This window comes from Pseudodesulfovibrio indicus (genome assembly GCF_001563225.1).
Classification (GTDB): domain Bacteria; phylum Desulfobacterota; class Desulfovibrionia; order Desulfovibrionales; family Desulfovibrionaceae; genus Pseudodesulfovibrio; species Pseudodesulfovibrio indicus.
Genome location: NZ_CP014206.1, coordinates 1,897,725 through 1,918,122, shown reverse-complemented (window position 1 = coordinate 1,918,122; position 20,398 = coordinate 1,897,725). Strand labels below are relative to the sequence as shown.

The 20,398-nt window shown below is 64.9% G+C and carries 18 protein-coding genes; 12 read left to right on the top strand and 6 right to left on the bottom strand.

From position 1 onward, the window contains the following. Window positions 1-44: 44 nt before the first annotated feature. The gene (locus AWY79_RS08560) at window positions 45-1,751 is read right to left on the bottom strand and encodes a methyl-accepting chemotaxis protein (protein ID WP_066802511.1); all 1,707 of its coding nucleotides are present in this window, start codon (window positions 1,749-1,751) and stop codon (window positions 45-47) included. A 248-nt stretch (window positions 1,752-1,999) separates the two neighbouring features. On the opposite strand from AWY79_RS08560, the gene AWY79_RS08555 reads away from it, so the two are divergent. Then, complete coding sequence (locus AWY79_RS08555) at window positions 2,000-3,274, top strand: IMP cyclohydrolase (protein ID WP_066802509.1); 1,275 nt, start codon at window positions 2,000-2,002, stop codon at window positions 3,272-3,274. 55 nt (window positions 3,275-3,329) lie between these two features. On the opposite strand, the gene AWY79_RS08550 is transcribed toward AWY79_RS08555, so the two are convergent. Then, window positions 3,330-3,626, bottom strand: coding sequence for a SemiSWEET family sugar transporter (locus AWY79_RS08550; RefSeq protein WP_066802507.1), 297 nt, complete (start codon window positions 3,624-3,626; stop codon window positions 3,330-3,332). 90 nt (window positions 3,627-3,716) lie between these two features. On the opposite strand from AWY79_RS08550, the gene AWY79_RS08545 reads away from it, so the two are divergent. The 4 genes from AWY79_RS08545 (at window position 3,717) to AWY79_RS08530 (ending at window position 8,316) form a co-directional block, all read left to right on the top strand. Then, window positions 3,717-5,768 carry a ribonuclease catalytic domain-containing protein gene (locus AWY79_RS08545; RefSeq protein ID WP_066802505.1) on the top strand — a complete coding sequence of 684 codons (2,052 nt, stop codon included), beginning with the start codon at window positions 3,717-3,719 and terminating at the stop codon, window positions 5,766-5,768. 247 nt (window positions 5,769-6,015) lie between these two features. Continuing rightward, window positions 6,016-6,603 carry a glycerol-3-phosphate 1-O-acyltransferase PlsY gene (gene plsY, locus AWY79_RS08540; RefSeq protein WP_066802503.1) on the top strand — a complete coding sequence of 196 codons (588 nt, stop codon included), beginning with the start codon at window positions 6,016-6,018 and terminating at the stop codon, window positions 6,601-6,603. A 4-nt stretch (window positions 6,604-6,607) separates the two neighbouring features. Beyond that, the gene (locus AWY79_RS08535) at window positions 6,608-7,630 is read left to right on the top strand and encodes a cation diffusion facilitator family transporter (RefSeq protein WP_066802501.1); all 1,023 of its coding nucleotides are present in this window, start codon (window positions 6,608-6,610) and stop codon (window positions 7,628-7,630) included. Window positions 7,631-7,731: 101 nt separating this feature from the next. Continuing rightward, complete coding sequence (locus tag AWY79_RS08530) at window positions 7,732-8,316, top strand: nicotinamide mononucleotide transporter (protein WP_066802499.1); 585 nt, start codon at window positions 7,732-7,734, stop codon at window positions 8,314-8,316. Here the strand turns inward: AWY79_RS08530 and hflX are convergent. The 3 genes from hflX to AWY79_RS08515 form a co-directional block, all read right to left on the bottom strand. Next, a complete protein-coding gene (gene hflX, locus AWY79_RS08525; RefSeq protein WP_066802496.1) occupies window positions 8,313-9,986 on the bottom strand; it encodes a GTPase HflX in 1,674 nt (557 codons plus the stop codon). The two genes, AWY79_RS08530 and hflX, sit on opposite strands and share 4 nt — an antisense overlap. Window positions 9,987-10,260: 274 nt before the next feature. Beyond that, window positions 10,261-10,857 (bottom strand): IMP cyclohydrolase, encoded by a 597-nt coding sequence (locus AWY79_RS08520; RefSeq protein WP_066802494.1) that lies wholly within the window; start codon window positions 10,855-10,857, stop codon window positions 10,261-10,263. A 340-nt stretch (window positions 10,858-11,197) separates the two neighbouring features. Further along, window positions 11,198-11,761, bottom strand: coding sequence for a tetratricopeptide repeat protein (locus AWY79_RS08515; RefSeq protein WP_066802492.1), 564 nt, complete (start codon window positions 11,759-11,761; stop codon window positions 11,198-11,200). 450 nt (window positions 11,762-12,211) lie between these two features. Between AWY79_RS08515 and flgB the strand changes: the two genes are divergently transcribed. From flgB to AWY79_RS08480, 7 genes are read left to right on the top strand one after another with little or no spacing between them, the layout of a single operon-like run. Continuing rightward, complete coding sequence (gene flgB / locus AWY79_RS08510; protein WP_066802491.1) at window positions 12,212-12,622, top strand: flagellar basal body rod protein FlgB; 411 nt, start codon at window positions 12,212-12,214, stop codon at window positions 12,620-12,622. Next, on the top strand, window positions 12,623-13,063 hold the full coding sequence (gene flgC / locus AWY79_RS08505; protein WP_066802488.1) for a flagellar basal body rod protein FlgC: 441 nt from the start codon (window positions 12,623-12,625) through the stop codon (window positions 13,061-13,063). Window positions 13,064-13,083: 20 nt separating this feature from the next. Next, window positions 13,084-13,413: a flagellar hook-basal body complex protein FliE gene (gene fliE / locus AWY79_RS08500; protein WP_066802487.1), complete on the top strand. Its 330-nt coding sequence runs from the start codon at window positions 13,084-13,086 to the stop codon at window positions 13,411-13,413. A gap of 49 nt (window positions 13,414-13,462) precedes the next feature. Continuing rightward, on the top strand, window positions 13,463-15,058 hold the full coding sequence (gene fliF, locus AWY79_RS08495; protein ID WP_066802486.1) for a flagellar basal-body MS-ring/collar protein FliF: 1,596 nt from the start codon (window positions 13,463-13,465) through the stop codon (window positions 15,056-15,058). Window positions 15,059-15,061: 3 nt separating this feature from the next. Then, the gene (gene fliG, locus AWY79_RS08490) at window positions 15,062-16,060 is read left to right on the top strand and encodes a flagellar motor switch protein FliG (protein WP_066802485.1); all 999 of its coding nucleotides are present in this window, start codon (window positions 15,062-15,064) and stop codon (window positions 16,058-16,060) included. Next, window positions 16,047-16,796, top strand: a complete 750-nt coding sequence (locus tag AWY79_RS08485; protein ID WP_066802484.1) for a FliH/SctL family protein — start codon at window positions 16,047-16,049, stop codon at window positions 16,794-16,796. The genes fliG and AWY79_RS08485 overlap by 14 nt, the downstream gene beginning before the upstream one ends. 2 nt (window positions 16,797-16,798) lie before the next feature. Then, window positions 16,799-18,223, top strand: a complete 1,425-nt coding sequence (locus AWY79_RS08480; protein WP_066802482.1) for a FliI/YscN family ATPase — start codon at window positions 16,799-16,801, stop codon at window positions 18,221-18,223. Here the strand turns inward: AWY79_RS08480 and AWY79_RS08475 are convergent. Further along, window positions 18,220-20,382 (bottom strand): AsmA family protein, encoded by a 2,163-nt coding sequence (locus AWY79_RS08475; RefSeq protein ID WP_066802480.1) that lies wholly within the window; start codon window positions 20,380-20,382, stop codon window positions 18,220-18,222. The two genes, AWY79_RS08480 and AWY79_RS08475, sit on opposite strands and share 4 nt — an antisense overlap. Window positions 20,383-20,398 lie beyond the last annotated feature (16 nt).

Genomic DNA, 20,398 nt, shown 5'->3' with positions numbered 1-20,398 from the left:
CCCCATGAGGAGCGCCCCTTGGTCGTTGCCGGGGAGAAACGGGATCAGAACCGCTCGAAATCGGCGTCGCTCAGTTCGTCCATGTCGAGATCCACGCCGCCGGAAGGAGCCGCCTTGGGCGGGAGCTTCTGGGCGGACTTGGCGGCAGGCCTGCCAGCCAGGGGCTTGGGCGGCGCGCCCTTGGCCTTGGCCTTGGTCTTCTTGGCGGGTCCGGCAGCGGGAGGCAGATGGTCCGAAGGCCCCAGCTTGAAGAAGCGGATGGTCTTCTGGAGCAGCACTGCCTGGGCCGAGAGTTCCTCGGCGGTGGACGCCACTTCTTCGGAGGCCGCCGCGTTCTGCTGGATGACCTTGTCCATATCCTGGATGGCGGCGTTGACCTGGCTGCCGCCCTCGTTTTGCTCGTTGGTGGCCGAGGATATCTCCTGGACCAGCTCGGCGGTCTTCTGGATGTCCGGGACGATGCGCGCCAGCAGTGCGCCCGCCTCTTCCGCCACTTCCACGCTGGTGGTCGAGAGTTCGCTGATCTCCGAGGCGGAAGAGCCGCTGCGCTCGGCCAGCTTGCGGACCTCGGCCGCGACCACCGCGAACCCCTTGCCGTGCTCGCCCGCGCGCGCCGCTTCGATGGCCGCGTTGAGCGCCAGCAGGTTGGTCTGCCGCGCGATGTCCTCGATGATCGAGATCTTCTCCGCGATCTGCTTCATGGCCCCCACGGTCTTGACCACGGCCTGGCCGCCGGACTCGGTGTCCACGGCCGCCTGGTTGGTCATCTGGTTGGTGGTCCGGGCGTTGTCGGCGTTCTGGCCGATGGAGGCGGTCATCTGCTCCATGGCGGCGGAGACCTGCTCCACGGCCGAGGCCTGTTCCGTAGCCCCCTGGGAAAGCTCGATGGCCGAGGACGCCAGCTCCTCGCTGCCCGAGGTCACCTGTTCCGCCGCGGTGGTCACCTCCCCGACCACGCCCCTGAGTGCCGTGAGCATGTTGGCCATGGACTCGGTAAGCCTGCCCACCTCGTCCTTGCTGCGGGACACGATGTTCACGGTCAGGTCGCCGTTGGCCAGGCTGTCGGATATCTCCACGGCCTCCTGGAGGGGACGGGTGATGGAACGCAGCACGAACATGACGATGGCGATGAGGATACCCATGGCCACCAGGGTGGGAATGAGGATCTGCCAGCGCAGCGAGGCCACCTGGGCATCCACGTCGTCGACGTAGATGCCGCTGCCCACGACCCAGCCCCACGGCTTGTAAAGCTGGACGTAGGAGATCTTGGGCTCGGCCTTGCTGGAACCGGGCTTGGGCCAGTTGTAGTTGACGAACCCCTGACCCTTCTCGCGGGACACCTTGACCATCTCCTGGAACAGATAGACCCCGTTCTCGTCCTTCATGTCCGTCAGGTCCTTGCCGTTCAGCTCGGGCTTGACGCCGTGAACGATGATCACCTGATTCATGTCGTTGATCCAGAAATACTCGTTGCCCTCGTACCGGAAGGTGGCGATCTCCGCCTTGGCCGCCTCCTGGGCCGCCTCGGTGGTCATGGCCCCGCTCTCGGCCTTCTTGGCCCAATAGTCGATGACCCCGTAGGCGACCTCGACCACGCCCTTGGTCGCGGTCCGCTTCTCCTGCATCAGAGAGTCACCCACAACGGGCAGGAAATATCCGAGCAGGCCCAAAAGGACCAGAACCACTGCGGCCAGGAAGAAACTGAGGATCTTGCTCTGAAGCCCCCAATCCCTGAAGCGTAATATGTGCATACTTCCTCCAATATTGAATATTCCCTGCCAGTCGAACCCATTCCAGGGTCGAATCGACCTAAGGACGCCGCCTGCTTATTCCACTCAATTGCACAATAGCACATCCCGACGTTAGAGCTATTATTTTGTTTCAGTTATCTCAAACGGATGCTTGACTCTCCAAACGGGGCCACCCCTGAATCATTGCCCGTGCAGGGAAGCTGTGCTATGACCGCCACCTCACATGGGAACAACAGGGAGTTGAACTGATGAGCGATCTGAAGAAAATGTACCATACCTTGCAGCAGGACCCCTTTCCGGCGGACATGAAGCTGACCCTGGGCAACCAGGAGCTGGTCTTCCGCAAGCGGACCTGGGAGATCGACGGCGAGACCAAGGGACTGCGCTACGGCGAGAACCCGGACCAGCCCGCCGCGCTGTACGAGCTGGCCAAGGGCCAGTTGGAAATCGGCGGCGTGAAGTTCATCGGCGAGGGCCAGGGATTGGTCTCCGCCCTGACTGAGGAGCACATGCTCCAGGCGGGCAAGCACCCCGGCAAGACCAACCTGACGGACGTGGACAACGCCCTGAACATCCTTCAGTACCTGTCCGCCAAGCCCGCCGCGCTCATCCTCAAGCACAACAACCCCTGCGGCGCGGCCTGGACCGAAGAGGGCGTGTCCGTTGCCCTCAAGCGCGCCTTCGAGGCCGACCGCATCGCCGCCTTCGGCGGGGCCGTGGTGGTCAACCGCAAGCTCGACCTGGCCACGGCGGAACTGATCAACTCCGTCTATTTCGAGGTCGTGGCCGCGCCCGAATTCGATGACGACGCGCTGGCCGAGCTGAAAAAGAAAAAGAACCTGCGCATCCTGCGCATTCCCGGCATCCTTGAGCTGGAAAAGCTCTCCCGGATGCCGTTTCTGGACATCAAGTCCCTGTCCGACGGCGGCATGGTGCTCCAGTTCTCCTTCCGCAACGCCATCCTGTCCGTGGACGACTTCATCCCGGCCACGGCCGAGAAGGACGGCAACCAGTTCGTGGCCCGCGCGCCTTCCAAACAGGAGGCGGACGACCTGCTCTTTGCCTGGGCCGTGGAAGCGGGCGTGACCTCCAACTCCGTGCTCTTCGTGCGCGACGGCGTGACCACCGCCATCGGCACCGGCGAGCAGGACCGGGTGGGCTGCGTGCTCCTGGCCGTGACCAAGGCGTACATCAAGTACGCCGACCTGCTCTCCTCCAAAGAACTGGGCAAGTCCCTGTTCGAGCTGAAGCTGGCGGCCATCAAGGACCCGGAGATGAAGGCGAAGCTCGAAGACATCGAAAAGCGCACGGCCGAGGCGCGGGGCGGACTGCCCGGCTCCGTGGTCGTGTCCGACGGCTTCTTCCCGTTCCGCGACGGCGTGGACCTGTGCATCGACCAGGGCGTGACCGCCATCGCCCAGCCCGGCGGCTCCATCCGCGACTGGGAGGTCATCGCAGCAGTCAACGAATCGACCCCGCAGGTGGCCATGGTCTTTACCGGCCAGCGCTCCTTCAAGCACTAGCGCGGACGAGTTTCAGGAATGAGGGCTTCGCCGGGCAGGAGTTCGGCGAGGCCTTTTATTTGGGGCGGCGGTCGAAGTCCTTGTCCGAGACCCGGCCGTAGACGATCTTCATGCCCAGGATGGCGATGACCAGGACCAGGGTGACGCCGTTGGCCAGGATTACGGCCACGGATTCGATGTGGAACCCGTAGACCAGCCACAGGGCCACGCCGAGGGTGAACAGGAGATACATGCGCAGGGAGAGGTCGGCCACCGAGCGCGTCCGCCAGGTGTGGACCACCTGCGGCACGAAGGATGCCGTGGTGCAGCAACCGGCCACGATGCCGAGAATTTCCATAAGGTCAATCTGCATGCAATCCCCTTACGCCGACGGTCTTACGCTGACAACCATTTCATGCTAATCGGACCCTTACCCTAACGAAAAAAACAATCGACTGGATACATGGCAAAGACAACCGCATTCGGCCCCTCGATCCGCCCCGGCACGGTGGTGGAGTTCATGCACGGCGACCAACCCCAGCTCGCCTGGGTGCTGGAGGATTCCTCCGGCAAGCTGCGCCTGCTGACCATCAACAAGCGGGAGACCAAGCTGCCCGCCGCCCGGCTGCTGCCCTGGACCGGCCCGGTGCTGTCCGCCGACGCCTCGCGCCAGGACATCCAGAACGAACTCAACGAACGCCAGGAGGCGCGCGGGGAAATCCAGGCCGGGCTGGACGTCATGGAGCTCTGGGAGCTGGCCCAGGGCGAGGTGGAGTCCGCCCCGCTCGACTGGTTCGCCGGGCTGCTCTGGGAGGACCCGGACGCGGACCGGCTGGCCGCGCTGGGCCGGGCCATGCTCCAGGCCAAGACCCACTTCAAGTTCCGCCCCCCGCTGTTCGACATCTATCCCGCCGACAAGGTGGAGGCCCGGCTGCAACAGCAGGCCGAGGAAAAGGAGCGCGAGGCCATCACCTCCGCGGGCCAGACCCTGCTCCAGGACCTGTGGTCCGCCTACAACCAGGGGCGCAAGCCCCGTCCCGACCTGGCCCCGGAACTGGCCGAGGGGCTGGCCCGCATCCTGCGCCGCCAGGTGGCCCAGACCCTGGACGAGAACGAGCGCAAGATATGGACGGCCATCAGCAAGGGGCTGCCGGACCTGCCGCACCTGGCCCTGGTCCTGGCCCAGACCTGGGGCGTCCTGCCCGCCCACCACAACTACCACCTGGACGAGGCCGAGTATGCGTGGGGAGACGAGTGGTCGCAATCCTTCAACAATGAAATCAATGAAATAGAAGAAGCCTTTTCCAATCAGGCCGAAGAACCGGAGCTGGAAGACCTGGTCTCCATCGACGCGGCCACCACCCGCGACATCGACGACGCCTTCCGCATCGAGCGCGACGGCAAGGGATTCAAGCTGACCATCGCCCTGGCCCGGCCCGACGCCCACTGGACCTTCGGGTCGAGCCTGGACCGCGCGGTCCAGCACCGGGTGAGCAGCCTGTATCTGCCCGAGGGGACCAGCCACATGATGCCGGAGCGGTTCGGCACCGGCCTCTACAGCCTGATGGCGGGCGAGACGCGCCCGGCCCTGGTCACGGATTTCCACCTCGGCCCGGACGGCGCCCTCGACCGGGTGGAGCCGCGCACGGCCTGGGTCCGCATCCGGGAGAACACCACCTATGAGGCGGCGGACGCGGCCATCGCCGCGCGGACCGACGAATCCCTGGTCCTGGCCCACGACCTGGCCACCCGGCTGCTGGAGCGGCGGCTCGCCTCGGGCGCGTGCGTCATCCGCAGGCCGGAGCCGGTGGTCACCCTGGAAGGCGAGGGCGCGCAGGCTTCGGTGGAGGTCTCGGTCAAGACGCCCTGCCCGCTCTCCGAGCTGGTCATCAGCGAATTCATGATCCTGGCCAACTCCGGGCTGGCGCTCTGGGCCAGGGACCACGAAGTGCCGCTGCTCCACCGCACCCAGGACATCGCCCTGCCCCCGGAGGCGGCGGGCATCTTCAGCGAACCGGCGGAGATCATGCGCTCGGTCAAGCTGCTCCTGCCCCCCACCCTGGAGACCAATCCCCGGCGGCACGCGGCCCTGGCCGTGCCCGCCTACGCGCCCATCACCTCGCCCCTGCGCCGCTACACGGACCTGATCAACATGTCCCAGGTCTGCACCTTCCTGACCAACGGGACGCCCCGGCTCGACAAGGACGAGCTGGACCAGCTGATCATCCACCTGAACATGCGCGTCCAGGCCGTGGGCGCGGTGCAGCGGTTCCGCCCGCGCTACTGGAAGCTGGTCTACCTGGCCAAGCGCCGCCGCGAGTTCCAGCCCGCCGTGCTGGTGGACGAGGCCGGGCCCATGGCCACCCTGTCCATGCCGCACCTGCAGATCAACGTCCGCGCGCCCAAGAAACTGCTCGGGGACAAGCTCTATCCGGGCCAGCGGTTCCAGATCAATTTTTCGCGCATCGACCCGCTGACCAACGAGATCCGGCTGGGCGAGGCGCTGGAGGAATAGGCGCGGCTTCCGAGAGCGGACCGTCGGCGCATTTTTTCGCCCTTGCCGCGCCCTCGCCGTATCCTCATATGACTGCGGGGCGGTCGCGGTAAAAAAAAATGTACGGCTGACCGACTCTCGAAAGCCTGACCCCATAGGTTGCCTTGGAGACGGAACGGGCGGGACCGCCCCCCGACAAAGCGGCTTCCATTATCCCATCAAAAACGCTACAACATCCGAAACCTGATACCCAAGTCGGAGAATTCTCATGACGTTGATTTTCTGGGCGGCGTTCGCCTATGTCCTCGGCTCCATTCCCTTCGGGCTGGTCATCGCCAAATCCGGGTGCAACATCGACCCGCGCCAGGACGGCAGCAGGAACACCGGAGCCACCAACGTGGCCCGTCTGTGCGGCATGAAGTACGGCATCGCCACCTTGGCCTGCGACGTGCTCAAGGGGCTTTTGCCCGTGGCCTTCGCGGCCTCCTGGGTGGAGTCGGGCACGGCGCTGAGCCTGGTGGCCCTGGCCGCCATCCTCGGCCACGTCTATTCCTGCTTCATGGGCTTCAAGGGCGGCAAGGCCGTGGCCACCACCGTGGGCGCGTTCCTGGCCCTCTCCTTCTGGCCCGCCTTGATCGCCATCGTTCTCTGCCTGGCCATGGTCTGGCTCACCGGCCACGTGTCCATGGGCTCCCTGACCTTCGCCCTGTCCCTGCCGGTGCTCATGCTTTTGTCCGGCAACTTCGCGTACATCCCCGTGGCCCTGGCGGTCATGGTCCTGCTCTTCTGGCGTCACCGCGAGAACATCCGCAGGCTGGCGCGCGGCGAGGAAAACCCCTGGCTGAAGAAGGACTGATCCCATGATCGGCGGATCACCCAAGCGATACGCCATCTACTCCATCGGGGCCTCCATCCTGACCCTGGTGCTCAAGTTCGGCGCGTGGGGCATGACCGGCTCGGTCGGCCTGCTCTCCGACGCCACCGAGTCCCTGGTCAACCTCACGGCGGGCGTCCTCGCCCTGACCGCCATCACCATCGCCCTGCGCCCGGCGGATTCCGACCACGCCTACGGGCACGGCAAGGCCGAGTATTTCTCCAGCGGTATCGAGGGCGTGCTGATCATCGTGGCCGCCATCGGCATCGCCTGGGCCGCCCTGCACCGGTTCCTCGCGCCCCAGCCGCTCGACCATTTGGGATTCGGCCTGGTCCTGGCCCTGGTCTCCTCGGCCGTCAATTTCCTCACCGCCCGGATCATGCTCCGGGCCGCGGACCGCTTCGACTCCATCACCCTGGAGGCGGACGCCCGACACCTGCTCACCGACGTCTGGACCTCGGTGGGGCTGGTGGCCGGACTGGCCGTGATCATCGTCATGCCCGAATGGAAGATCCTCGACCCGATCATCGCCCTGGTCATGGCCGTGAACATCGTCTTCACCGGCGTGGGGCTGCTCAAGCGGTCCGTGGGCGGTCTCATGGACGACGCCCTGCCCGAAGGGGAACTGGAGATCATCGCCACGGCCATCCGCAGCTACACCGGCGAGGATTCCTCCTTCCACGGGCTGCGCACCCGCAAGTCCGGCCCCAAGCGGTTCATCGACTTCCACCTCCTGGTGCCGGGGTCAATGACCGTGCACGACTCGCATGAACTGTGCGAACTCATTGAAGAACTTATCCACTCCAAGCTTCCGCGCGCCGAGGTGACCATCCACGTGGAGCCGCTGGAAAGCGAGACCTCCTACGACGGCAAGGCCGTGGGCGGCGCCTGTTCGGCCAGCCTTGGCGGCAGTTGCCCCGCGATCTCCCCTGACTCCCCGCTTTCCCCGGTCTCCCCGACCTCGCCGCCGCCCCCTCCGCCCCCTCCAAAGGACGAATCGGGCGAATAGCCCCGGTTCCCCCCTTTCTCCATCGACAAAGGTCATGGGGTTCGCCCCATGCCGTTTGCAATGTCGACACCGGCCTTTTGGGCCGGACGAGGGATATTCACATGGATACCATACTGCAGATATGGGGCGGGTCCTGTTACCTGCTCAACAAGATATGCTTTGCCGGGGCCGAGCGCAGCGCCGCCCCGGAGGACAGCCGGAAATGGCGGCTGTGGTCCTGGACCGTTTTCCTGGTCGGGCTGCCCGCCTGGGTCACGGTCTTCATCATGGAGCGCAACTGGATCGCGGCCACGGTCGAGGCGGGCGGCGCGCCGGCCATGCTCGTCGGCCTGATCATCGCCCTGCGCGGTCGCGGCGGCGAGCCGCGCTGGCTCGACCGGCTGGCCCGGCTCTCGGTGATCGTGGGGCTGGGGATCAGCCTGCGCGAGTTCGGCGGCATCACCACCGCCGGACAGGTGCTGGAGCTGTGCATAGCCGCCGGGTTCCTGATGGGAACCTACCTGATGGCCAAGGAAAACGTGAAGGGCTACCTCTGGTTCATGCTCGGCAACATCAGCTGCGCCGCGCTGATGGGCCTTCAGGGATACTCCATCCTGATGACCCAGCAGCTCGTGTCGCTGGTCTTCGTGGCGGACGCCTGGCGCAGCCGGAAGGCGGCCAAGGGCAAGGATTCGTCAACCCGTTAAGGAACCTGCTTCTCCCACGGGAGATTGGTCAGGATGGCCTGGACCACCGGCTCGAGGGTCGGTCGGTCCACGGCCACGGCCGGGATGCCTTCGGGGTAGACGTTGCGCATGGCCTCGCGCCCCTCCTCGTCCAGCTTGTCCCACTTGTTCAGGACCAGGATGGACGGGATGTCCGCCAGCTCCATCTCGTCGAGGATGGCGCGGACCGCCTCCACCTGCTCCTCCACCTCCGGGTGGGAGGCGTCGCAGACCAGGACCAGCAGGTCCGCCGAGTCCAGCTCCTCCAGGGTGGCGCGGAACGCCTCCTTGAGGTCCGGGGGCAGCCTGCGGATGAAGCCGACCGTGTCGGTCAGGACCACCTCGCGCTCCTCCGGGAACCGGATGCGGCGGCTGGTGGGGTCCAGGGTGGCGAAGAGCTTGTCCTCGGCCAGGACCTTGGATTGTGTCAGGGTGTTGAGCAGCGTGGACTTGCCCGCGTTGGTGTAGCCCACCAGGGAGACCACGGGCAGCCCGGCCTTGGCGCGCCGCTCGCGGGTCTGGGTGCGGTGCTTGCGGACCTGGTCCAGCTCCGACTTGAGGCGGGTCAGCCGGTCGTTGGCCCGGCGGCGGTCGATCTCCAGCTTGGTCTCGCCGGGACCGCGCCCGCCGATGCCGCCCATGAGCCGGGACATGGCCCGGTTCTTTCCGACCAGCCGGGGCAGGGTGTACTTGAGCTGGGCCATCTCCACCTGGAGCTTGCCCGACTTGCTGGTGGCATGCTGGGCGAAGATGTCCAGGATGAGCTGGGTGCGGTCGATGATCTTGCGCTCGGTGATCTCGGCCAGGTTGCGGATCTGGGTGGGCGACAGCTCCTGGTCGAAGACGATGATCGAGGCGTTGGCCTGGAGCGCCCGGACCTCCAGCTCGGCCAGCTTGCCCTTGCCCAGGATGAACTTGGGATTCTGCTTGCGCACCCGCTGGATCATGGTCCCGGCGGCGGTTAGCCCGGCGGTGTCCGCCAGCTCGGCCAGCTCGGCCAGGGAAAGCTCCTGCACCGGGCGCGGGGTGTCGTCCACGCTGACCAGCAGCGCGCGGTCCTCGTCCGAGCCGGTGCCCTTCCCGTCCTCCTGCCTGCCGAACTCGTCCTCCAGGGCGGCGGTGATGGCCCCCAGGTCGTGGGAAAACCGGTCCCAGCGCACGGGCTCCAGGACCTCGTAGCTCTTGTCCTCCGGATTGGGGGGCAGCAGGTGGGCCGCCTCCACGGTCTCCGGGAACCCCTCGCGCACGGTCAGCGCGGCCACGGAATCAAGCCGCAGGAAGACCATGTCCATGAGGTCCTCCTGGCTCAGGCTCTCGGCGGCCAGGTGGGTGTGCAGCAGCCGCAGGCCGCGCAACCGGCCCGAGGCCATGCGCGCCCGGGGCAGCTCCGGGATGTAGATGGAGCGGTTGTCGCCCACCAGGACCATGGAAACCTTGCCCTGGCGGTCGATGAGCAGGGCCAGCTGGCGGCCCGTGTCGGCGGAAATTTCGGCCAGTTCGCGGGCCTGCTCCAGGGTATAGCAGTCGTCGGTGGGGAACTGCCTCTGGTACAGGCGGGAAAGTCTCTTTATCTGGTTGGGCTTCAACCCTTGCAGGTTGCCCTTGGGCTTCTGGGCTATGATGCGTCTCCTGGGTAAATTCGATTCGGCCATGGGACCGATGCTCGGCCCATCCATACTCGATCAGGGACCGGAAATCACCACGATTCTTTGCCTCGGGGCGATTTCCGATCCCTGATCGGGCGCATTCATCCATCAATACGATGAATGTCTTTCTTCAATTCGGCCGTAAGGCTTTCGAGAGTGGGTCGGCTGTGCATTTTCTCGGGTGCGGTCCAACCGGAGGCGCAGCAGCGCTGCGGTGAGGATTGGACCGTGCCCGAAACATGTGCAGACGGCCCGCTGTCGGAAGCCGCATGCGTGCACCCTAGGCGTCGTTCTCGCTGAGGTACTTGGTGATCATGGCGTCGTACTCGCTGGTCAGCCGGAAGGTCAGAGTGGCCATCTCCTTGCGGAATTCCAGCGTCAGGCCGCCGTGCTCCTCGATCTCCTTCTGCACCGTGGCGTAGTACTGGGGATCGGGGACCACGCAGATGGAGTGGAAATTCTTGGCCGTGGCGCGGAGCATGGTCGGGCCGCCGATGTCGATCTGCTCGACCGCGGCCTTCAGGTCCAGCCCCTTGGCCACGGCGTCGGCGAAGTTGTAGAGATTGACGCAGATCAGGTCAAAGGGCTCGATGCCGAAGTCGCGCAGGGTCTCCATGTGCGCTTCGTCGTCCTTGTCGGCCAGGATGCCGCCGTGGATGTGCGGGTGCAGGGTCTTGACCCGGCCGCCCAGGATCTCCGGAAAATCCGTGACGTCGGAAACCGAGGTGACGGGCAGCCCGGCCTCCTGCAGCATCTTCTTGGTGCCGCCGGTGGAGACCAACTCGCACCCCTGGTCCACCAGGAACTTGCCGAACTCGGCCAGGCCGGTTTTATCGGTTACGGAAAGAATGGCTCGCTTTACAGGCAACAGGTTCATTACAGACCTCTCTAAGTGTTTCGAGAGGCATTGCCAGATTTGGAGCCGGAACGCAAGGCGCGGAAACCACCGTTTTTCGCCGGACAACGGGCGATTTCGGGCCGACTTTTCCACAGCCCCGCACAAAGAGTGCATCTTGGGGGAGTTGCGTTCCGTTTCGGGGCGGACGGCGGAGGGAGGCAAAAACCCGAGGCACGACAACGGCACAGCCCCCGCGCGGTTTCCGCGTGGGTTCAGCCGCCTGGGGCGCACGTTTCGGACCACCCTTCCAAAGGCTGATTTCCCGCCCCGCCACGCAAAGCCGCGAGGCGGGAAACCAACGGGGAGGGGAGACCGTGGTTCAGGACCGGAACTGCTCGAGCATTTCCTTGGCGGCCGCGTTATCGGGGTCCGTCTCGAGAATCTTCTCGAGCTGGGCCTCGGCGGCTTCCTTCTGCCCGGTGCAGGCGAGACAACCGGCCAGGGAGTAGCGCACTTCATGCTTGGCCGGGTCGATTTCGAGATAGCTCTCGAGATGCGGAATGATTTCGCCGATGCGTTCCAGTTCATGGCCGAGCCGGATCAGGCTGAACAGGGCGACCATGTTTTCGGGATTCAACTGGATGGCTTCGGTAAACAGGGAATAGGCTTCCTCCTTTTCACCGTTCTCCATCCGGATGAGCGCGATCCCGGAAAGACTCTTGTCGGAAGGCGCGATATTGTGGGCCTTCTTGTACATGACCTCGGCATCAGCCAGGGCGCCGCGCTGAATGGCGACGGTGGCAAGACCAAGATACGGATCGGGGTGGACGCCGTTGGAGCTGACTGCTTTCTTGTAGTACTCCTCGGCCTTGTCCAGCTCACCCATGAACAGGTAGCATTCCCCGAGTTCCTTGTTGATTTCGTAATCCAGATGACCACTCATAATTCCCCTCCATTTCTCCTTTGCCCGAAGTGACGGGCTGAAAAAATTCTCCTGGGCCGGTCTCGGCCGAAACAGACTAAGCAATCAATGTGCCAAACCATTGTTCGCTTAAACGGCGAGAGACTCGTATTATCAACGTATCCGTTTAAAAATCAAGTAATTATAGCGCAACCAACGGGTCACGGCAAAACCCACCCGCTCGAGGGTGGGATGGCAAAAGAGGAATAATCTACCCCTTCCGACGGATACCGGGACGCGAAATCCATACGGGCCATCCCCGACCGTCTCGGTCCGGACTCTGACGCCGGGGACGGACGTTTTAACAAAAAACCAAATATTTCAGCGGAGTATTCAATTGGAACAGGAGTTGCTAAACCCCCTGCGACACCGGCGGAAAATCATGCCCCCGGACAACAAGCAACAACGCAGCGAATGCAGGAGGATCAAGGCATGAGCAAGCTTTTTTCGCACCAGATCCAGTTGACGGAGAAGGTCCTGGACCTGCGTCTGCAACGTCAAAATATCGTCACGGGCAACATCGCCAACGTGAACACGCCGGGCTACAAGGCCCGCCGCCTCGAATTCGAGGAAAAACTCCAGGACGCCCTGAACCAGAACTCCCTGGGCAAGATGACCCGCACCCAGGGGGCGCACCTGCCCTCCACTTTTTCGGCGGCGGGATTCAAGGGAGAGGCGTTCGACAATTTCACCGCCCGCGAAGTCTACGGCCAGGACCACGTCAACCTGGAAACCGAGATCACCAACAGCGCCAAGAACACCATGATGTACAACGCGCTGACCCAGGTCATCAAAAAGAACTTCGACGGAATGAGCCGGGTCATCAGCGAAGGGAGCAAGTAAATGGACTTTATGACAGCCATGGACATCAGCGCCTCCGGGCTCTCTGCCCAGCGCGCGCAGCTGAACGTCATTTCAATGAACATGGCCAACATCCAGACCACCAAAACGGCGGATGGCGGCCCGTATCAGCGCAAGTCGGTATCGTTCGAAGCCACGCCGGTCTACTCGCCCTTTGACCAGGCCATGCACGACCAGCTCAACCGCAACCTGGAGGGCGTCAAGGTGTTGGGCGTGACCGCGGACCGCCGGCCGTTCAAGACGGTCTACGACCCCAACCACCCGGACGCCAACGACCAGGGCTACGTCACCTACCCCGACATCAACGTCGTCGAGGAAATGACCAACATGATGCAGGCCATGCGCGGCTACGAAGCCAACGTCCAGACCATCGAGTCGGCCAAGCGCATGTTCCAGAAAGCCCTGATGATCGGTCAAGGCTAACAGCTGAAGGAGAAAAGGAAATGGTCGTCAAAAGCGTCGCCATCAATGCCTACCAGAGTGCCATGGACCTGCGCCGCCGGTCCGTGGAATCCCGAGTCACCGAGAGCCTCAAGAAGGCCCCGGAACCCGTCAAGGGCTTCAACGAGACCCTCACGGAATCGCTCAAGAGCGTCAACGATCTCCAGACCGAGAAGAGCGTCATGATCGACGAGTTCGCCTCGGGCAAGAGCCAGAACGTCCACGAACTGATGATCTCCATGCAGAAGGCCGGAATGGCCATGCAGCTCACCGGGGCCGTCCGCAGCAAGGTCATGGCCTCTTACAAGGAACTCATGCAGATGCCGTTCTAGCGGCATTCGCAACCCAAACCATCCAACGCACTAGCTGCGGGAGAAGCACATGCCTCCGTTCGTCGCCGAATACTGGTCCAAGGCACAAGGGTTCTGGTCCGACCGCACCATGTCCCAGCGCATCCTCATCAGCGGCCTTGCCGCCGCCGTGGTCGTGTCCTTCGCGCTCATGATCTACTGGATGAACAAGCCGGACTACCGGGTTCTGATGACCAATCTCTATCCCGAGGACGCATCCAGGATCGTGTCCATGCTGCAGGCCGCCAAGGAACCCTACCAGCTGGAGGATAACGGCCGCACCATCAAGGTCCCGGCCGACCGGGTCTACGAACTGCGCCTCCAGGTGGCCGGCGAGGGCAACCTCCATGGCCAGGGCATCGGCTTCGAGATCTTCGACGAGGTCCAGATCGGCCAGACCGACTTCGTCCAGCACGTCAACTACCAGCGCGCCCTGCAGGGCGAACTGGCCCGTACCATCACCGAATTTCCCATGGTCGAGAAGGCCAGGGTCCATCTGGTCATCCCCCAGAAATCCCTGTTCATCGAGGACCAGATCGCGCCTTCGGCGTCCATCGTCCTGCAGCTCAAGAGTGACGGCAAGCTGGGCCACGAAGAGACCCAGGGCATCGTCAACCTGGTGTCCATGGCCGTGGAAGGGCTGGAGCCCAAGAACATCACCGTCACGGACATGAAGGGCCGCCCGCTCTACACCCCGGAGAACGAGAGCAACGGCCTGGCCATGTCCAACGCCCAGCTGCTCTACAAGGCCGAGGTGGAGGCCAAGCTCCAGCGCCGCATCCTCGAACTGCTCGGACCCGCGGTCGGGCCGGAGAAGGTCATCGCCCGCGTGAACACGGACCTCGACTTCAGCCAGCGCACCGTGCGCAAGGAAATTTACGATCCCGACGGCGCAGTCGTCCGCTCCGAGACCCGCAACGAGGAATCCACCGCCGGGGCCGCGAACCTGGCTGGCGGCGAGCCCGACGCCAACTTCCGGGGCGACGGCTTCACCGGCACCCGGACCACCCAGGACTCCACCCGCGAGTCCCGGACCACCAACTTCGAAATCAACAAGCAGGAAGAATCCATCGTCACCCCGGTTGGGGATTTGAAAAGGCTGACCGTTGCGGTTATCGTGGACGGGACGTGGGAAGAGAACGCGGATACCGGCGAGATGGTCTACGTACCCCGCTCGGCCGAGGAGCTGGCGCGCATCCGCACCCTGATCGCCAACGCGGTCGGGTTCGACGAGGCGCGCGGCGACACCATCGAGGTGTCCAACATCTCCTTCGGCGAGCCGCAGCTGGCCGACGCGGACTCCCTCATGCGGACCATGCTGGAATACGCCCAGCGTCTGGGCAAGCCGTTCCTCAACGGGCTGTTGATCTTCCTCTTCCTCATCCTGGTCGTCCGGCCGGTGGTCATGGCCCTGATCCGGCCGCGCGTCGCCGAGCAGGAGATCGAGGAGATGGCCGGACTGCCCGGTGCCGAGAGGCTCGCCCTGGAAGAAGAGGACATGGACGAAGAGGCCATGGACGCCTCCAGGCGACTGGAGAACGCCAAGAACCACGCCATCCAGCTGTCCGACGAAAACATCGACCAGGCCGTGCACCTGCTCCGGACCTGGCTGACGCAGGAGGCCTAAACCATGGCAGATTTCTCCGGACCCCAGAAAACGGCCATCGTGCTCCTCGCCCTGGGCGAGAAGTTCACGGGCGAGGTGTTCAAGCGCATGGAGCGCAACGAGATCGCCGCCGTTTCCAAGGCCATGCTCGAAACCGAATCCGTGCCCAAGGAGGAAGTCCTCCAGGTGCTCAAGGAATACAACGAGGCCCTGGCCTACGGTGCGGAACTGCTGGTCGGCGGACCGGAGCAGGTCAAGCGGCTGCTGACCCAGTCCCTGGACGCCGAGACCGCCAAGTACATCATGGACTCCCTGGACCTGGACACCGGCCCCACGCCGTTCCAGGAGCTGGAGAACGTCTCCCCGCGCATCCTGGCGCAGATTCTCAGGAACGAACATCCGCAGACCCTGGCCCTGATCCTCGGCCACCTGCATCCCGACCAGGCCGCCGAACTGATCCAGAACCTGCCCGCCGGCGTGCGCGCCGAAGTGCTCATGCGACTGGCCAAGCTGGAGGCCGTGGCCGAGGAGATGCTCATGGAAGTGGACAAGGTCCTGCAAAGCCAGCTCATCGCCATGGGCGGCAAGGAAGGCAAGAAGGTCGGCGGCGTCAACGCCGTGGCCGAGATCCTCAACGCGGTGGATCGCAACACCGAGGAAGAGGTCCTGTCCGAGATCGAGGAAGAGTCCACCCAGATGGCCGAGGACATCCGGAACCTCATGTTCGTGTTCGAGGACGTCAAGGGCATCGACGACATCGCCATCCGCGAGCTGCTCAAGGAGGTCTCCAACGAGGATCTCACCGTGGCCCTCAAGGGTGCGAGCGAGGACCTGCGCGAGAAGTTCTTCAAGAACCTGTCGGAGCGCGCCTCCGCCATGATCAAGGAAGACCTGGAGATCATGCCGCCCAAGAAGCTCAGCGAGGTCGAGGCCGCGCAGCAGTCCATCGTCAAGACCGTCCGCCGTCTGGAGGACGAGGGCAAGATCGTGATCAGCAGAGGCGGCAGCGATGTCTTTATCTAGCGCCCGCCCCCACCGCCCCAAGATGACCGGAAAGGTCGTCGTGGGCATGAACACGCCCGGCCCGGACGAAATGACCATCCAGGAGCTGGAGGGCAAGCGCCAGCTCGTCTGGGACAAGGCCACCAACGAGGAGTACCTGGCCCGAGTGCGCGACAAGGCGCGCGAGGCGGCCAAGGAGATCAAGATGCTGGCCGAACTGGAGGCCGAGGCGCTGCGCGCCACCGCCCGCCACGAGGGTTACTCCCAAGGGCTGGCCGACGCCCAGGAGTTCGTGGACCAGCACATCAAGGACATCTCCGCCAAGGCCGAAGCCCTGCTCGCACAGATCGGCTCCCAGGGCGGAAAGATTTTCCAGACCCGCCGCGACGAGGTCACCGCGCTCATCCGCCTGGCCCTGAAAAAGACCCTCAAGGTCGAGCTGGACGATAAACGCACCGAGGTGCTCCAGGCGCTGATGACCGAGGCCCTGGACCGGCTGGAGGCCCAGCGGCAGTTGGAGATCCGCTGCAACCCGGAGGAGGTGGCCGAGCTGGACGAGTTCGTACGCACCATCCAGGACCGCAACCCCGCCCTCAAGTACTGGACCGTCAAGGCGGACCAGCGCATCGAGATGGGCGGCGTGGTGGTCGAGGCCGCCGAGGGCAAGGTGGACAACACCGTGGACACCCGCTGGAAACTCGTGGAGCCGCTCTTCGACCGGCTGGCAGAACAGATCACCGCCCCTGACGGAAAGTAGCCATGGACGCGGATTCGAGACTCGGACTCCTCGAAGACCTCGACCCCTGTCAGACCTTCGGCAAGGTCACCAAGGTGGTCGGTCTCATCGCCGAGGGGCACGGCATCAAGGCCCCGCTCGGCTCGGTCTGCTATCTCCTGCCCACAGGGCACGCCCCCATTCCCGCCGAGGTGGTCGGCTTCCGCGACGGCGCCTGCCTGTTCATGCCCTATTCGGACATGCGCGGCATCGGCCCCGGCTCGCTCATCCAGAATGCGGCCACCCCGCCCCACATCCCCGTGGGACACGCCATGCTCGGCCGGGCCGTGAACGCCTTCGGCGACCCCCTGGACGGCAAAGGCCCCATAGACGCCGAGACGTTCGCCCCCCTGCACCGGGAGCCGCCCAACCCGCTGGAGCGGCCGCGCATCAACGAACCGCTGGACGTGGGCATCCGCTCGGTCAACGCGCTTTTGACGCTGGGCAAGGGCCAGCGCGTGGGCATCATGGCCGGTTCGGGCGTGGGCAAGTCCACCACCCTGGGCATGATGGCCCGCTACACCAAGGCGGACATCAACGTCATCGCCCTGGTGGGTGAGCGCGGCAGGGAGGTGGTTGAATTCATGGAGCGCGACCTCGGCCCGGAGGGCATGGCCCGCAGCGTGCTGGTGGTCGCCACCTCGGACAAGAGCCCGCTGATCCGCATGCGCGCCGCCTATGCCGCCACGGCCGTGGCCGAATTTTTCCGCGACCAGGGCAACGACGTCCTGCTGATGATGGACTCCGTGACCCGCTTCGCCATGGCGGGCCGCGAGGTCGGCCTGGCCGCTGGCGAACCGCCCACGCGCGGCGGCTACACCCCCTCGGTCTTCGCCCACCTGCCCCAGCTCCTGGAGCGTGCGGGCAAGAACCGCAAGGGTTCCATCACCGGCATCTACACGGTTTTGGTGGACGGCGACGACTTCACCGAGCCCATCGCGGACTCCACCCGGTCCATCCTGGACGGGCACATCGTCCTGACCCGCGAGCTGGCCGATCTCGGCCACTACCCGGCCATCGACGTGCTCAAGTCCATCAGCCGTCTGCGCAGCGACATCACCTCCAAGCAGGCCCAGGCGGACGGCCGCGCACTGCTCCGGCACATGGCCACCTTCAAGCGCGTGGAGGACATGGTCAACATCGGCGCGTACCAGCGCGGAGCCAACGCCGAAGTGGACCGGGCCATCGCCATGGTCGGCCCCATAAACCAGTTCCTGCGCCAGTTGGTGGAGGAACAGGAGACCTTGGACAGCGCGTTCAAGTCCCTGCACGAGCTGGTCGGCGAGGAGCCGGAGAAGGCAGACGCCAAGCCGCAGCAGCAGCCCAGTGGCAAGCCGATTCCGCAGTTGAAGAAGACGCCGCGCAAGAACGGCCCTCCCAAGCCCAATCTGAAGATGAAAGCCCGCTAGAATATTCCCAGGAATTTCTTTTTCGCGGCCGGTTTGTCCGAGCCCTCGGGCTCGTCGCAGCAGGTCTTGTCCAGGGCCGAGCCAACGCCCTTGACCACGCTCTTCACCCCGCCGAGCACCGTGCCCACGGTATCGACCACCACGCCACCCAGCGCCTTTGCATACTCGCTCAGGGAGACCCAGTAACGCGGGTGCTCCAGGGTGCCGGTGACGTGGATCGGGACCATCACCCCCAACAGGTCGCCGGACGACTTGCCGCCCTGCCCGTCGGCCAGGGGGACCAGCTTGGCCTTGACCATGTAGTCGATCTCGCGCGTGACCAGGGAGAATGCGCCGTGGCCGTCGGCGCGTAGCCCGGGGGCCTTGACCTCCAGGTCGTTGTTCCTGACCACGCCGTCCGTGACCGTGCCGGTGCCGGTGATGGAACCGAACTTGGTGGAATCGGTCGCCGCCCCCTCGACCCGGCCCTGCTTCTTGTCGGCGGAATGCGCGGACCGGGTGATCCGCGCCAGGTCCACGCCGGGGAACACGCCGTCGGACAGGGAAAAGGAGAACGTGCCGTTCAGGGTGGACTGGAGGTCGCGCAGCCGCTCGCCCTTGGCGTTCAACTCAGAGGAATAATTCGCGATTCCTGCATAGTCGGACTTGCCGGTCACGTCGTGGGACAGCCCGGCCACGTTGAGTTGGCTGACCTCGGTCCGGGAGGATGCCACGGGCGCGCCCCGGCGGGCGTCCACCGAGCCGGTCACTTCCAGCGTGCCGCCGTAAGCCCCGGCGGACAACGGGTCCACGGAGAGCAGCCCGTCGGCTCCCCTGGCCGCGACCTTCACGTCGGCGAGCTGCGCCCCCCTGATCTGCAACCGGGCGAGCTTGGCGTCGAGGTCGAAATGGAGCTTGCGGAGCAGGTCCGCGGGCAGGACCGTGTCGTCCAGGGGGTCGCCTCCCCCGCCATCCCGCTTCGGGGACGCCGCCTCGGCCCGCCTGGCCGGGAGGTAGCGGTCCAGGTCCAGGGCGCCCAGGTCCAGCCGTGCGGAGACATGCGGCCACTCGCCGCCCTTTTCCAAGGCCACGCGCCCCGTCACGCGGGTGTCGTCCACCTCGAAATCCAGGTTCGAGGCTTCCAAGCGGCCTGTCTCGAAGGAAATATCGGCCGTTCCGCCGACCCTGGTCAGGGCCTCGGCGTCACCGGTGTCCGGCGCGCCTTCGCCCAGCGCGGCGAGCACCGTGCGCAGGTTGGCCGGTTGCAGGGTCACAGTGGCGGAGGCCGCGCTCACGCCCTTTGTCAGCCCCTTGACGGCCCCGTCCACCAGCAGCGTGGCCCCGTAGGCCGAGCACTCCAGGCCGGATATCCGGGCCTGGTCCTTGATCAAGTCCAGGGCCAGGAGCTTGAAGGACAGGGCCGCCTCCGCGTTCCCGCCGGGGATGGCCTTGCCCTGCGCCGTGACCCGGACGGTCATGTCCTTATGGGTATATTCCCGGTTGCGCAGGTCGATGGAGGACTGCCCTTTGAGGGCCAGGCTGCCCTTGGCGTCCGGATTGATGCAGTCGAAGTCCATGGCCAGCTCCACCGGAAACAGCGCGCCCGGGCGGATCAGGCCGGTGGACGCGTTCACCCCTTTCAGCACGAACCGCGAGTTCGCGGCCCGGTCGTCCCAGACCAGGCTGCCGTCTTCGACCAGCACGCCCGCCACTTCCAGCGGGAACCTGGATTCGTCCTTGTCCTCTCCGGCCTCCTTCCCTTCGGCGGCATCGGAACGGCCCACCAGGTCTTCCCAGTTGCCCTTTCCGGACGCGTCGCGCCCCATGTTCAGGACCAGCCCGTCGAGGCGCAACCGGTCGAACCGGACCTGGCCCAGAAGCAGGGGCAGGACACGCACCGAGACCAGCGCGGACCGCACCGAGACCATGGGCTCCGGGCCGAACCCTTCGGCGTTGCTCAGGGACACGGGGCCCAACGTCACGCCCAGACGGGGGAACAGGGTCAGTGAGATGTCGCCCCCGAAGGCCAGGGTGCGGCCTGTTTCGTCGCGAACCGCCTTGGCGATGCGGTCCTTGTAGTCGTTGGGGTCCACCAGGGAGGTGAAGACGAGGACGGACACCACCAGGAGGCACAGGCAGAGGACCAGGCCGATGAGAATTATTTTCGCTGTCCGCTTCATGGCGTCCTCCGGGGGC

What these genes read in the sequence shown, in the direction of transcription:
- AWY79_RS08560 (WP_066802511.1), bottom strand. Translation starts at nt 1,751, where the DNA reads ATGCACATATTACGCTTCAGGGATTGGGGGCTTCAGAGCAAGATCCTC.
- AWY79_RS08555 (WP_066802509.1), top strand. Translation starts at nt 2,000, where the DNA reads ATGAGCGATCTGAAGAAAATGTACCATACCTTGCAGCAGGACCCCTTT.
- AWY79_RS08550 (WP_066802507.1), bottom strand. Translation starts at nt 3,626, where the DNA reads ATGCAGATTGACCTTATGGAAATTCTCGGCATCGTGGCCGGTTGCTGC.
- AWY79_RS08545 (WP_066802505.1), top strand. Translation starts at nt 3,717, where the DNA reads ATGGCAAAGACAACCGCATTCGGCCCCTCGATCCGCCCCGGCACGGTG.
- plsY (WP_066802503.1), top strand. Translation starts at nt 6,016, where the DNA reads ATGACGTTGATTTTCTGGGCGGCGTTCGCCTATGTCCTCGGCTCCATT.
- AWY79_RS08535 (WP_066802501.1), top strand. Translation starts at nt 6,608, where the DNA reads ATGATCGGCGGATCACCCAAGCGATACGCCATCTACTCCATCGGGGCC.
- AWY79_RS08530 (WP_066802499.1), top strand. Translation starts at nt 7,732, where the DNA reads ATGGATACCATACTGCAGATATGGGGCGGGTCCTGTTACCTGCTCAAC.
- hflX (WP_066802496.1), bottom strand. Translation starts at nt 9,986, where the DNA reads ATGGCCGAATCGAATTTACCCAGGAGACGCATCATAGCCCAGAAGCCC.
- AWY79_RS08520 (WP_066802494.1), bottom strand. Translation starts at nt 10,857, where the DNA reads ATGAACCTGTTGCCTGTAAAGCGAGCCATTCTTTCCGTAACCGATAAA.
- AWY79_RS08515 (WP_066802492.1), bottom strand. Translation starts at nt 11,761, where the DNA reads ATGAGTGGTCATCTGGATTACGAAATCAACAAGGAACTCGGGGAATGC.
- flgB (WP_066802491.1), top strand. Translation starts at nt 12,212, where the DNA reads ATGAGCAAGCTTTTTTCGCACCAGATCCAGTTGACGGAGAAGGTCCTG.
- flgC (WP_066802488.1), top strand. Translation starts at nt 12,623, where the DNA reads ATGGACTTTATGACAGCCATGGACATCAGCGCCTCCGGGCTCTCTGCC.
- fliE (WP_066802487.1), top strand. Translation starts at nt 13,084, where the DNA reads ATGGTCGTCAAAAGCGTCGCCATCAATGCCTACCAGAGTGCCATGGAC.
- fliF (WP_066802486.1), top strand. Translation starts at nt 13,463, where the DNA reads ATGCCTCCGTTCGTCGCCGAATACTGGTCCAAGGCACAAGGGTTCTGG.
- fliG (WP_066802485.1), top strand. Translation starts at nt 15,062, where the DNA reads ATGGCAGATTTCTCCGGACCCCAGAAAACGGCCATCGTGCTCCTCGCC.
- AWY79_RS08485 (WP_066802484.1), top strand. Translation starts at nt 16,047, where the DNA reads ATGTCTTTATCTAGCGCCCGCCCCCACCGCCCCAAGATGACCGGAAAG.
- AWY79_RS08480 (WP_066802482.1), top strand. Translation starts at nt 16,799, where the DNA reads ATGGACGCGGATTCGAGACTCGGACTCCTCGAAGACCTCGACCCCTGT.
- AWY79_RS08475 (WP_066802480.1), bottom strand. Translation starts at nt 20,382, where the DNA reads ATGAAGCGGACAGCGAAAATAATTCTCATCGGCCTGGTCCTCTGCCTG.